The 12,476-nt window shown below is 44.9% G+C and carries 9 protein-coding genes and 1 pseudogene; 5 read left to right on the top strand and 5 right to left on the bottom strand.

Annotation, left to right across the window (positions count from 1 at the left end; genetic code table 11):
• A partial coding sequence (locus A2048_02780) for a chromate transporter (GenBank protein ID OGP07865.1) occupies window positions 1–884 on the bottom strand: 884 nt, incomplete at its 3' end.
• The gene (locus A2048_02775; GenBank protein OGP07864.1) at window positions 881–2,239 is read right to left on the bottom strand and encodes a Na+/H+ antiporter NhaA; all 1,359 of its coding nucleotides are present in this window, start codon (window positions 2,237–2,239) and stop codon (window positions 881–883) included. The genes A2048_02780 and A2048_02775, both read right to left, overlap by 4 nt.
• Before the next feature lie 118 nt (window positions 2,240–2,357).
• Here A2048_02775 and A2048_02770 point away from each other — a divergent pair, with 118 nt between their 5' ends.
• Together A2048_02770 and A2048_02765 are read left to right on the top strand one after the other, a co-directional pair.
• Window positions 2,358–2,765, top strand: a complete 408-nt coding sequence (locus A2048_02770) for a hypothetical protein (protein ID OGP07863.1) — start codon at window positions 2,358–2,360, stop codon at window positions 2,763–2,765.
• 47 nt (window positions 2,766–2,812) lie between these two features.
• The gene (locus tag A2048_02765; protein OGP07862.1) at window positions 2,813–5,089 is read left to right on the top strand and encodes a hypothetical protein; all 2,277 of its coding nucleotides are present in this window, start codon (window positions 2,813–2,815) and stop codon (window positions 5,087–5,089) included.
• 63 nt (window positions 5,090–5,152) lie between these two features.
• On the opposite strand, the gene A2048_02760 is transcribed toward A2048_02765, so the two are convergent.
• Complete coding sequence (locus A2048_02760) at window positions 5,153–6,985, bottom strand: hypothetical protein (protein ID OGP07861.1); 1,833 nt, start codon at window positions 6,983–6,985, stop codon at window positions 5,153–5,155.
• Window positions 6,986–7,239: 254 nt separating this feature from the next.
• Here A2048_02760 and A2048_02755 point away from each other — a divergent pair, with 254 nt between their 5' ends.
• Complete coding sequence (locus A2048_02755; protein ID OGP07866.1) at window positions 7,240–7,872, top strand: hypothetical protein; 633 nt, start codon at window positions 7,240–7,242, stop codon at window positions 7,870–7,872.
• Complete coding sequence (locus tag A2048_02750; protein OGP07860.1) at window positions 7,873–8,883, top strand: inorganic phosphate transporter; 1,011 nt, start codon at window positions 7,873–7,875, stop codon at window positions 8,881–8,883. It abuts the gene before it with no gap.
• 31 nt (window positions 8,884–8,914) lie between these two features.
• Here A2048_02750 and A2048_02745 read toward each other — a convergent pair whose 3' ends face one another.
• Both A2048_02745 and A2048_02740 read right to left on the bottom strand, forming a co-directional pair.
• Complete coding sequence (locus tag A2048_02745; protein OGP07859.1) at window positions 8,915–9,898, bottom strand: hypothetical protein; 984 nt, start codon at window positions 9,896–9,898, stop codon at window positions 8,915–8,917.
• A 14-nt stretch (window positions 9,899–9,912) separates the two neighbouring features.
• Window positions 9,913–11,319: an aldehyde dehydrogenase gene (locus tag A2048_02740; GenBank protein OGP07858.1), complete on the bottom strand. Its 1,407-nt coding sequence runs from the start codon at window positions 11,317–11,319 to the stop codon at window positions 9,913–9,915.
• Window positions 11,320–11,532: 213 nt separating this feature from the next.
• On the opposite strand from A2048_02740, the pseudogene A2048_02735 reads away from it, so the two are divergent.
• Window positions 11,533–12,476 (top strand): annotated as a pseudogene (locus A2048_02735) (hypothetical protein).

The following is a 12,476-nucleotide window of genomic DNA, read 5'->3' as shown; positions in this document are numbered from 1 at the left end:
AAGGTGGCCCACAGCGCTCCCTGGTTTCCGGCGATGATGTATCCCACGAAAGTGGCTGCTGTAAAGACCGGACCGGGAGTGAACTGCCCTACAGCAATAGCATCCAGCAGCTGGGATTGCGAAAGCCAATGCCGATGATCCACAAAATCGGCCTGTAAAAAGGCGAGCAGGACATAGCCGCTGCCGAAAAGAACGGAACCAATCTTCAGGAAGATCAAAAAAACTGCGGGCAGTTTTGATTCGACGCCCAAATTGGGAAGCAGAGTAGGGGTTCCCCATAAAGAAGATATAAAGAACCATAAAAAACCGTTTAACCTACTCGAATTTTTCCATGTTCTTAACCAATGCCAGATCAGGGCCAGAACTCCGGTACCAAAAATAACGAATATTTCATTTATTCCCAAAGCAGAGCCAAGTATGGCCATCAGACAAAAGAGCGCGAGTGTTTTGGTCTTGATCGCCGTTTGACCCAAACGCCAAAGCGCACAAACGACAATGGCGATGATAACCGGTTTTATTCCATAGAGAATATTTTGGATTTCGGGAAGAGTGCCGAAGCGCACATAGGCCCAGGCAATGCTCCAGACGATCATGACTGCGGGAAAAATAAAACACAGGCCGGCAACAATAAGCCCGACAAAGCCTGCTCTCCGGTGACCGATGTGGATGGCCATTTCGGTTGAATTAGGCCCGGGGATCAGATTTGTTGCCCCCAAAAGATCGAGAAAATCATCGTGGGAAAGCCATTTTTTGCGCCTTACCACTTCTTCCTCCATCATGGCGATGTGGGGCGCCGGGCCTCCGAAAGCAATGGTTCCGAGTTTTAGAAACAGGGCCGCCAGTTCGCTTAATTTTTTTTTCGAAATGTCAGTGGGCGAATTCATCGGAGCATTTTTCCAAGGAATGAATTTTTAGAGGTTCCTATCCTTAGGAAAATCCAGCCAATGATACCTGCGAGTGTTGAGGCCATCAGAATCCCAATTTTCGAGTAGGATGTAAGCGATGATTCACCAAAGGCCAGACCCGAGATGAAAAGTGACATTGTGAAGCCGATTCCACCCAAGCAGGCTACGCCAAAAATCATTTTCCATCCGATATTTTTGGGTAAGACTGCTACACGGGTTTTTACTGCCAACCATGAAAACAGGAAGATGCCGACCGGTTTTCCGATAACCAAGCCAACGATGATGCCCATGGTCACCGGATGTTTCATCGTCGTGAAAAGATCACCTTTTAGGGAAACCCCCGCATTTGCCAGGGCAAACAAGGGCAGTATGAGGAAAATGACCCAAGGTTGAAGGGCATGTTCTAGACGCTGAAGTGGGGGTTGTACTTGTTCGGTGCTCTCCTCCAATCCTGATAATGCTGCCTGTTGGGAGCTGGTTTTAAAAGCAAGCTTATTGGAAGAAGCTTTTTCGAATTCTTTTAAGAATCCCTGACTTCTGACCAAGAATTCCGATTCATCGATACGCGTACGTGCGGGAATGGTGAAAGCGGCAAGAACACCGGCAATAGTGGCGTGTACCCCTGATAAAAGAAAGGCAAGCCATAGGCCTCCTATCCCTAAGAGGGCATAAACCAGTGGATGGCGGATTCCCGCCCGGTTAGCACCCATGAGAAGCCCCAAAAAGAGAACTCCAATGCCCAGATTGGCCCACGAGATATAAGAGGTGTAAAAAAAAGCGATAACTAAAACCGCACCCAGATCATCCACAATTGCCAAGGCCGTCAGAAAAATTTTCAGGGGTAAAGGAATTTTTTTCCCCATCAGGGTCAAGACGCCAATGGCAAAGGCGATATCGGTGGCCATGGGAATTCCCCATCCGGCGGCTCCCGATTTTCCCATGTTAAAAAGAAGGTAAAGAGAGGCTGGAACCAGCATTCCACCAATGGCGGCAGCCAAAGGGAGAATCGCCTGCCTAAGAGATGAGAGCTCTCCAGCCAAAATTTCCCTTTTGATTTCGAGTCCGACAACAAAAAAAAAGATCGCCATCAGTCCGTCGTTGATCCAGTGATGGATTGGTTTGTCCAAGATCCACGAACCGATGCCGATGTTAAAGGACGTATGCCAAAGATCGAAATAGCTTTGTGACCACGGAGAATTGGCCCAGAAAAGCGCACTTATGGTGACCAGCAAGAGTATAATGCCACCCGCGGTTTCGGTTTTACTCATTTTTTTGACGGAGTGCAGGACAAATTTCATGATACCCCCTTTATTTTCAATAGTCCGGCGGGACATATATTATAATTCCATGGGATTGCCCAGTGTTTTAGGTGTGTGTTCTTATCCAATCTTCAGGATTGGGAAAGGCAGTTGATGCTTGAAAATTCGGACTATCCTTAGTAAACATTCAACAATGAAAATACTTTTTATCTGTGAATACAATGCCTGCCGAAGCCAGATGGCGGAAGGTATAGCACGTACCCTGTTTCCGGAAAGCTTTGAGATTCAAAGTGCCGGTGTGCATCGGGGAAGTTTGAATGAACTTACTGTTGAAGTGACCCGTGAAATCAACATAGATATTTCCTCTCATTATTCCAAACAGCTAGCTGCTGTCTCTGATAATCATTTTGATCTGGTGATTGTGCTTGCCGAACCGGCTTGGGAGGCTGCCTCAATACTCAAGGGGCGCAAAAAAATTCTCTGGGCCCTGGAAGACCCTGTGGCCATTCCTGGAGAAAAAGAGTGGCTTAAAGAAAAAATCAGGAGAGTACGTGAGGCTATCAAAAAAAATCTCGAGAAACTAAGAGAAGAGCAATTTTAATGCGTTATGGCATAGAAGAGGGAGTATAAATCAAGAAGGAGTTCACCATGAAACGGTATATTTTGACCATTACCATTTCTTTGATCATTGTTTGTTTTTTTGGGATTCTTGGTTTTTCTTATTTTCGTGTGACCAAGGAGAAAGAAATGCTTATGGACGATCTCAATCGTCGGGCACGCATCATTGCCAAAAGCTTGGCTCCTGCAGGCATGCGGTTTTTGAAAAATCCACCAGCGGGAGACGAGGAAGATCTTGCTGAACGTCTTGCAGGGCAGGGCAGGACGATGGGAATCCTTTTGTGTGGTGTTGATGGAAAAATTGTTGCGCGATCATTGGCCCTTTCCGATATTGGCAATTGTGAAGGATTTATTGCCGGTGATGAAACCGGATCAGGGTCGGAAAATATCGAGAAAGTTTTTCTTCATGAAGAAAGCGGAATGACGCTTCATACCTTGACCTACCCATTGAAAGATAAAAATCAAAACCTGATTGGCACTTTGACAATAGTTCACGAGGCCTCTTACATCAATGAACGTATCCGTTCTCTGATCGCCTGGACAACACTGAGTTTTGCCATTCTTGCTTTTTTTATTTCAGCCATGACTTATTTGATTTCGAGGCGGTTATTTGAAAAATCCATTTATAAACTTTTGGGTTGGATGAAGTTGGAGAAGGATATGGCAACTCCTCCGCCGACAGAATCTCTTTTAAAGCCTGTGGCGCGGGAGGTTGAGAAACTTACGGCACGCCTTCGTTCTGCCCGAGAAACGGCTCACGAAGTTTCTCAAGAAAAACAAGTTGCCAATCTTTGGACGCCCGCCCGCCTCAAGGCCCACGCCGTGACCCTCATGGGAAATAAGAAACTGATCGTTGTCTCAAACCGCGAACCATATATGCACGTGAAAGAACAAGGACAAGTAAGAGTCATCATCCCGGCTAGCGGGCTTGTGACTTCGCTTGACCCCGTTTTAAAAGCGACCTCAGGGCTCTGGATTGCGCATGGAGCGGGCGACGCAGATTGGGGAGTTACTGATTCGGAGGGCAAAGTTCTGGTCCCTCCCGAGGCACCTTCCTACACTTTAAAGAGAATTGCCCTCACCAAGGAAGAAGAGGAAGGATATTACTATGGATTTTCAAATGAAGCCCTCTGGCCCCTTTGTCATCTCACACATCACCGGCCCCTCTTTGAAGAAAAAGATTGGAGCCTCTACAATAAGGTGAATCAAAAGTTTGCTGATGAAATTGTCGCCGAATGTAAAAAAGAAAGACCGTTTATCCTGGTTCAGGATTATCATTTTACCCTTTTGCCCAAACTCATCAAGGAACGGCGTCCCGATGCAGTCGTTGGTCTTTTCTGGCATATTCCATGGCCAAACCCCGAATCTTTTCAGGTTTGCCCCTGGAAAAGGGAAATTCTGGAAGGGATGCTTGGTGCTGACTTCATCGGTTTTCACCTGCAATCGTATTGTAATAATTTCCTTGATACAGTGAATAGCTTGCTCCCTGTCCGAATTGATTGGGATCGTTTTGCGGTACTTCAGGAAAACAGCGCAACAGTTGTAAAACCTTTTCCCATTGGTGTGCAGCCCTGGACCGAAAGGCAAACCTTAAAAGAGGACGAATTTCTTAAACAAGCCTCAAAGTATCGTGAAGATTATGATTTGAAAAAAGTTCGTCTTGTCGTGAGTGTCGATCGGCTTGATTATACCAAGGGGATCCCGGAGCGACTGGGAGCCATTGACAGGTTTTTTGATAAACATCCCGCCTACAAGGAAAAAGTTGTTTTTGTTCAATTAGCCGCTCTTTCACGGGTTCATATTCCTTCCTATCGGGAATTGGTAAAACAAATTGAGGAAATGGCAGATGAAATCAACTGGAAACATCGCAGTCGGGGTTGGAAGCCTATTTTATTGCTCAAAGATCATCACAATGCCCAAACCGTTTACACTTTTCTTCGAATGGCCGATGCCTGTCTTGTAAGCTCTCTGGCTGATGGCATGAATCTTGTGGCAAAAGAATTTGTTGCGGCCAGGGAATCAGGTGATGGTGTTTTGATTTTGTCTGAATTTGCCGGGGTAGCCAGGGAGCTTCAAGAGGCATTACAAATCAATCCCCATGCACGAGCCGATTTTGCCGAAACCATCAGGATCGCGCTTGAAATGCCAGTTGACGAACAAAAACGTCGAATGGCGCGGATGAAGGCTCAAGTTACCGAGAATAATGTTTATCGGTGGGCGGCAGATTTGATTGGTGAAATGATCCATTCAGCCGAGGAGAATCCCAATGAAAAAAGAAAAACGCATGACGGAGCAGTTACTTTTTAAAATACAGAAATCATTATTTTTTTTATTTCCTCCGACATGCAAGTATTTCAGATTTTCAATAGGTCACTTCTCATAAGCGCCCATATCTACTTCGGGGCCTTGGGGGCGGAGAGTTCCTGTAATATCTTTCCAACCGGCCTCAAACATTAAACCACTATCTAATGCAGGTGAGGCACCTGTCAGGGTAAAATCTCCCGCTATGGTATTTGTAAACAGGGGATCTTCGGAAATATTGTTGGAAAACACGGTTGGGTCATCGGGCCTGAATCCCAATTTATTGTTTAGATTATTGATGGAGTTGATATCCAGCCTGGTTCCTGGGGGGCTTACTGTCTGGATATCTGAATAGAGTATTTCTGTAGTGCAATCCCCTGTAACAAAAATATCGTTGTTTTTGAATTCGGAGGGACTTGCCATGTTTACGTTTGCATCCGCCGTTGCTTTCATCATTTCTAACACACCTATTAATCCACAAGCCGCAAAGGATACGGATTTTAAACTGAAAATATTGTTTGTTACCGATCCTGGGGTCTGATTTATGTAATTGAGGAGACTGTCATCGCCCATGAAAAGCAGTCCGTAAGAATTTTTACCGTTCAAATCAACGGATAGGGTATTATAAAAAACATCGGTGTGACTCATAAAGCTTGTCATGCCGATAACCCCTGTCATCCTTGTATCCAAGGAAAGCACGTTATTTGCGATAATCGAATGTCCACGTGCAGGTCCGATGCTAGCTCCCACACCTGTTCCATCACCATCATAGATAAATTCGTTCCCGGTTACTTCAACAGATTCAATGAAATAATTTGGACCGGGAACTACGGCATCATCTATGAGTAGCCCTCCTGCCACACCGGAGGAGACACTATGGCTTGATGTCATGGAGAAGAAATTATTTTTCACAACCATGGTGATTTCTGAACGGGCATCGGTTGTGGGATCATCGTTGGGGTTGTCATCATTGTCCGCACCAAAGACGGCTATGGCCACTTCGCCATCTCCCTCGGAATCAAAGGTGTTGTCTGAAACATTCAGACTTAAATTTTTCAGCGCGGCATCTTCTGGCAACGCCACAACACCAAAATCTTTTCCGTTTCCCGCCAACCCATTTCCTGTCATGGTAAGCAGATTCTTGGAAACAGATACCACCCTGTTTTCGGTGGCCAGGGTTTCAATAATGACGGCAACAAGGCCGCTAACATCACGCGGAGCCAACGGAATTTTCTCCTGAAGTATGGAGTTTTTTATGCTGCCACCTGCATTGATTAAAATTACGCCAAAGCCGCTTTTATCGGAGTCTAGGATGAAACCATCCAATGTTGAGTTGCCGTTTTGGATGAGTACCGTGAAATCGACAGGAGAAGTGGTTCCATTAAAGGTCAGGTTCACTTTTTTGTCTCCATCAACGCCCAAAAGGCTGGCCCGCGCACTCGTCAGATTGCGTGCCCGTGTGCCGGAAGAAAGTAATTCATAACCTCCATAGAGATTGATGTCATTTTCCACGATCAAATCTTCGGCATAGGCTCCAGAAACAACATAGACTTGTCTGTCTGATACGGGAAGGAGGGCGGCCAAACTCAAAGCTTTTGAGATTGTCTGGACTGGAGCATCGATTGTTCCTGTAAAAGAATCATTCCCTTCAGTTGCTGAAACCCAGATTCCCTTGGAAATGTTCCCATCAATGCCGTCACAGTTTGAATCGGAAAAATCTTCATCGGGAAGGTCGGTGGCAGAAGGATTAATGGATGGGTCTGCATCGTTACAATCAGCGATGGTTTCTATGCCATCGTTATCAACATCCAAATCTTTGGAGCCGGATCCACTTCCACCCCCGCCGCATGCGCTTAGAAAAATTGAAATGAACAAGACCAAGTAAAGCGATGAGTTTTTCATAAAAAAATCCTTTCAAATGTTGAATTCATTTTCTTTTTCCAGATTGTTTAAGGCTTATAGGGAAAGGATTCAGATTAGATATGAGTATGATCATATATTATTCTGATTCTGGTCATGAGGTACCCAAGAAAAGGAGATTTTGTTTTTTTCTCTTTTCCTTTTGTCTGTCTAGTGGCATACACCAGCCGAGGTAACTTATGACCAACAAAGAAAATATCGAAATTTCCAAACCCCCTCTTAAAAATTTACGACAAATGATCACAGGCTTGAGGCTTTTCCCAAAGACTCATGATTTTTTTCTCTATTTTAATCAGCTGGCCGTTAATATTTCGGCAGGTTCCCGGTTGCTGTGCCAGATGATTGCCAAAAAGGAGCAAAGAGTTGATTTGCTTAAAGAGCTTAAAGATTGTGAACGGAAGGGTGACCGAATTACCCATGAAATTATTAATCTGGTGCGTGAAACATTTTTGACTCCCTTTGATCGGTCCGACATGCATAACCTTGTTGTGCGGATGGATGATATCCTTGACAGCATTTATCATATTGGCAATCGTCTTACGCGCTATGATGTTGATGCAATCCCGGATGAGTTGGTGGCTTTGGCAGACCTGGTTTTAGCTTCATCCGATCAGGTGGCTTTGGCGGTTAAGGATTTAAGCCATCCCAAAAAATTTCAAGATGTGCTCAAACATTGTGTTGAAATCAAGTCATTGGAAAAGAAAGCGGACATTACCCTGAATGCCGCCATTGAGCTGATTTTTAACAACGGCTCGGATGCGTTTCAACTGATCAAACTCAAAGAGTTGAGTGAAAAGCTGGAAGCGACGACGGATCAATGTAAAAATGTGGCCAATATTATTGAAGGAATCATTCTCAAACACGCATAAATGACGCTCGAATTTTTTTTTATAGTCAGTCTTGTAATTTTGGCTCTGGGATTTGACTTCATCAATGGTTTTCACGATGCGGCCAATTCAGTGGCTACTATTGTGGGAACACGAGTTCTTTCACCCAAACAAGCAGTTATCTGGGCGGCTTTTTTTAATTTTATAGCGGCATTTGTGTTTCAGTTGCATGTAGCAAAAACCATGGGGAAAGGCATTATTGACTCAAGTATTGTGGATGCTTGGGTTGTACTTGGCGCTCTTACAGGGGCGATCGTTTGGGATCTCACTACATGGTATTGGGGACTTCCTACTTCTTCCTCACATGCACTCATCGGTGGGTTAGTGGGTGCGGCTTTGGCAAAAGTTCAAACATTTTCTGTTCTTATTTGGGCAGGCATTTTCAAGGTAACCATTTTTATTCTCATTGCTCCTCTGATTGGACTGATCTTGGGTTTTATTCTGAGCACCGTTGTTAATTTTTTGTTTGCCCGCTCCAAGCCCATGCGCGTGGATAAACATTTCCGCCGGTTTCAACTGGTTTCGGCGGCTCTTTATAGTTTGGGCCACGGTGGTAACGATGCCCAAAAAACTATGGGAATTATCACGATGCTTTTATTTAGTGCAGGATACCTGGGCCCCGTTTTTTATGTGCCGTTATGGGTTATTTTATTTTGTCATTTTTCCATGGCCATGGGAACAATGCTAGGTGGTTGGCGAATTATCAAGACGATGAGTGTGCGCATTACGGAACTGAAGCCTTCAGGTGGATTTTGTGCCGAGACTTCGGCGGCCCTTTCACTTTTTGGAGCCACAGCACTGGGTGTTCCTGTTTCAACAACCCACACCATTACAGGAGCCATTGTAGGGGTAGGCTCGACCCATGGACTGGGAGCCGTACGCTGGTCAGTAGCTTCTAACATTGTATGGGCCTGGGCTTTTACCATTCCCGCTTCTGCCTTGATTGCCGCCATGACCTACGGCTTGGCACGACTTGTTGCGCATTTTGTGTAAAATCTTTTATCCGGCAAGAACACCACTTACATCACATCCATTCACGAATCTGTTCATAAACTCGTGGACTTCTTTGCAGACGAGCGTGCGAGATTCCCAGGATGATTTTGCAGTGATGTTTTAAAAAGGGGATATCGTTTGATGAAAACAACCCCCGACCCATACCGCTTGCCGGATGAACCATGCCGTCTCCAAAAAAACGGCCCATTTTTGAATCAGCTACTTTCGAAAGTGTGCCACAAATTAGATAGTGATCCGCTGTATCAAGAAGAGGGATTCTATTTTCATGTCTATAAAATAGGTTGTCCGCATTTTTTTGCTGCCAATCTTCATCGATTAAATATCCATGGCGCAGGTCTTTGATGCCGGCGCTTCGCAAATTACCCAAAGAGACAATGGCTTTGGTGACAGGGTTCGGAATCTGGCTTAAGACGGTGGTGGTCAGTTTTCCCAGTTTTTCAAGATGGGTTCCCAAATGGGGCGAACCCAAATAAAAAATTTTTGTAACGAGTTTTACCCATTTTCTTTTTTCTTTTTGCCCGTAATGACAGGCACTACGAAAAACCAGCCCTCCCATACTGTGCCCCACCAACACGAGCTCGCTTATCTTTTCTGGATGATGGCAAACAAGCTTTTCCAACAAGTCTGATAAGCGTTTGCCGTTTGTGGATATATGTAACCCTGAATTGTAACGCAGGAAAAAAGGGGTAATCTCCTTCTCTTTTTTTAGAAGGGAACCATAGTTATTTGATGGGTCCTCTTTAAAATTCCATCCTTTGATAGAACCACAGCTTCCATGGGCAAGGATGCAAATTTTCTTGTTATTTGATAGTTTGATTTCACTTAAAGATTTTTTTGTCATCGAAACCGGTTTATTTTCAACGTAAAGTTTCATCTTCATTGCAAGGGGCGTATTTCCTTTTTCTAAAATATCTCCCAATACTCCATTGAGAATGCAGAGAGTATGATCTGTTCCCTTAGATAGGGATGTGACGAGTTTTTTGATTTTTTCCATGAGGGTAGAAAGCCTTAAATTAAATGTTTCAGGGCCAGTTCGATCATGCGTTTAACCCCTTTGGTGTAGGGTGGATAAAAGTATTTGAGCATATCGATGGCCCCTTGATGAAGCACAGCTCGTTCATGGGATACGGCTTTGAACCCGTAGAAGCCGTGATAGTTCCCCATGCCACTGTAACCCACACCACCAAAAGGAAGATGGTGATTGGCCAAGTGAATGACCAGGCTATTGACACAAGTGCCGCCGGCAGTGGTGCCCGAAAGAATCTGTTCAATGGCCGATTGATTGGTCGAAAAAATATAGAGGGCCAAGGGTTTGTCTTTGGAACGGACCAGGCTAAAAAATTCATTTAAATTTTTATATTTAAGAATGGGCATGATGGGCCCGAAGATTTCGTTTTTCATGATGGACGACTCGGGCGTAATGCCTGAAAGCAATGTGGGTGAAATGTAACGTTCGGTCGCATTCGCAAAACCGCCAAACTCAACCTGGGCACCCTGACTTATGGATTCGTCCAATGTTTTTTTAAGGCCGTCAAAGTGACCATGACTCACCAGGCGGCAAAAATTGGTGCTAGTCTCAAGCGCTTCTTTGGTGGCTCCAAAGCGGGCCGTGATGACTTTTTTACATTCTTCGATCAGTTCCTTTTCACGGCTTTCATGAACCATCATATAATCAGGAGCCACACAAGTTTGGCCCGCGTTGATAAACTTGCCCCACATTACGCGTTCGGCCGCTTTTTTAATATCGGCAGTTTCATCTACGATGACGGGCGATTTGCCTCCTAGTTCCAGGGTGACGGGAGTTAAATGTTTGGCTGCAAGCCCCATGATTTTTTTGCCAACGGGAGGACTACCTGTAAAGAATATGTGGTCAAAGGGCATCTCAAGCATGGCATCGGCAACAGAAGCCCCACCTTCAATGACGGCTACTTCATTTTCATCAAATAATTTGTCCAAAAAATCCTTGATGAACTTGGCTGTGTGCGGAACTTTGCTAGAAGCCTTGATCATCACGCAGTTGCCAGCGGCAATGGCTGTGGCGACGGGGACCATGAGGAGTTGAAAGGGATAGTTCCAGGGAGCCAACACGAGAACAATCCCTTTGGCCTCATAACGGACTTCACTATGAGTTCCAAACAAGACGAGGGGGGTGCCGACTTTCTTTGGTTTCATCCATTTGGGAAGGTGGCGAATCATGCCATTGATTTCAGAAACTGTTGGATAAATCTCAGTCAGATCCACTTCAGAAGCATGCTTGCGATAATCTTCATAAATGGCCTTGTGAAGTTCGGCCCGTCTTTCAAAAATGGCGTCCCGAATTTTTTTGAGTTTGGCAATGCGAACACTGGCGGGAGTTTGCGATATTTTCCATCGATTGGCCTGTTGTTTTTTGAAAATGGAGTGGATGTCTTGCATGGGGCCCTCCTAAATGTGCAAAAGCGTATCAAACTCAAGAAAGTCTTACAAAGAATTAATCCTCGTATAAATAAATTCAGGTTTGATCAAATTTGACTTGTTGGCGCTATGTTTAAACCTTGATTATCTTAAGTAAGATTTTGTATCAAAAATCACGCAACATTTTTTTACTAATGCCGAGATTAGGAATGCAATCCAAAATAATTTAAACATATGACAACACTAGCACTTCGTCCCTATTCTTTTTCCAATTTTGGAATGACTCATACCGGAGCTTGGGTGGGAGCAGGCCTGCGGTTAGGCTCTAGGAAAAATCCGGGAGCAGCCTCTTTTTCTCAAATAAGACCCGAGCTGGCGGCCCTTGCTGGCAGGAAATCAACAGCGTCTCCCACAGTCGAATCTGTGACCCATCCATCCCAAACTTTGGGCTTATTTGGTCCAGAGGATTCAATGATAGGGGCTTCGCTCATGGTAGGAACCAGTGAAGCTGAAGTAGTAGCTTCTTCAGGAGGTGGGGATGGTCAAGGGACTGTTCAGGGAGGAGGCGGTTCTCAAAGAGGGGGCCCTTCACGTCCTGGAAAAATTTCAAAATGGCTTAAACGTATTGGTTGGGGTGTTGGTGCCTTGGTTTTGGGAGCCATTGTTTATGAGGGGATTTGGGATCTCAGCAAGGATGATTCTGAACGCTGGCGTGTAATGGACAATGGCCAAGAACGCACACTCAAAGTCAATGATGCAACCCATGGTGATTATGTTACCACCCACATTAACGGACAGGATGTAAAAATTCATTATTTTGAAAAAGGGAATCCTATCAAGCCGACTCTTTTATTGATTCCCGGATTTGGAAGCAATGCGTATCAATACAATTATATTTTTGATGAATTGGCCGAACACTATCACGTGATCACCGTTGATTTGCCGGGACATGGATATTCCGACAATCTTCCCGCCCAATACACCAATGAAAATGATGAGGGATATAAAAAGGTCTTTAAGGCAGCTGTGATTCCTGCCCTGGAACAATTCATGGCACAAAAAGGATTGACCGATGTCACTTTAATGGGAAGTTCAATGGGGGGTGGAGTGGCCCAAGACTTGGCCGCATCCAGTGCCCGTGTGAAACAAATAATCATTGTGGGAAGCATAGGTTCCGC

Source organism: Deltaproteobacteria bacterium GWA2_45_12 (assembly GCA_001797365.1).
Classification (GTDB): Bacteria; UBA10199; UBA10199; order UBA10199; family UBA10199; genus UBA10199.
Note: the sequence above shows the minus strand (reverse complement) of the source record. Positions and strands in the feature narration are given on the sequence as shown.

What these genes read in the sequence shown, in the direction of transcription:
- A2048_02740 (OGP07858.1), bottom strand. Translation starts at nt 11,319, where the DNA reads ATGCAAGACATCCACTCCATTTTCAAAAAACAACAGGCCAATCGATGG.
- A2048_02760 (OGP07861.1), bottom strand. Translation starts at nt 6,985, where the DNA reads ATGAAAAACTCATCGCTTTACTTGGTCTTGTTCATTTCAATTTTTCTA.
- A2048_02755 (OGP07866.1), top strand. Translation starts at nt 7,240, where the DNA reads ATGATCACAGGCTTGAGGCTTTTCCCAAAGACTCATGATTTTTTTCTC.
- A2048_02765 (OGP07862.1), top strand. Translation starts at nt 2,813, where the DNA reads ATGAAACGGTATATTTTGACCATTACCATTTCTTTGATCATTGTTTGT.
- A2048_02770 (OGP07863.1), top strand. Translation starts at nt 2,358, where the DNA reads ATGAAAATACTTTTTATCTGTGAATACAATGCCTGCCGAAGCCAGATG.
- A2048_02775 (OGP07864.1), bottom strand. Translation starts at nt 2,239, where the DNA reads ATGTCCCGCCGGACTATTGAAAATAAAGGGGGTATCATGAAATTTGTC.
- A2048_02745 (OGP07859.1), bottom strand. Translation starts at nt 9,898, where the DNA reads ATGGAAAAAATCAAAAAACTCGTCACATCCCTATCTAAGGGAACAGAT.
- A2048_02750 (OGP07860.1), top strand. Translation starts at nt 7,873, where the DNA reads ATGACGCTCGAATTTTTTTTTATAGTCAGTCTTGTAATTTTGGCTCTG.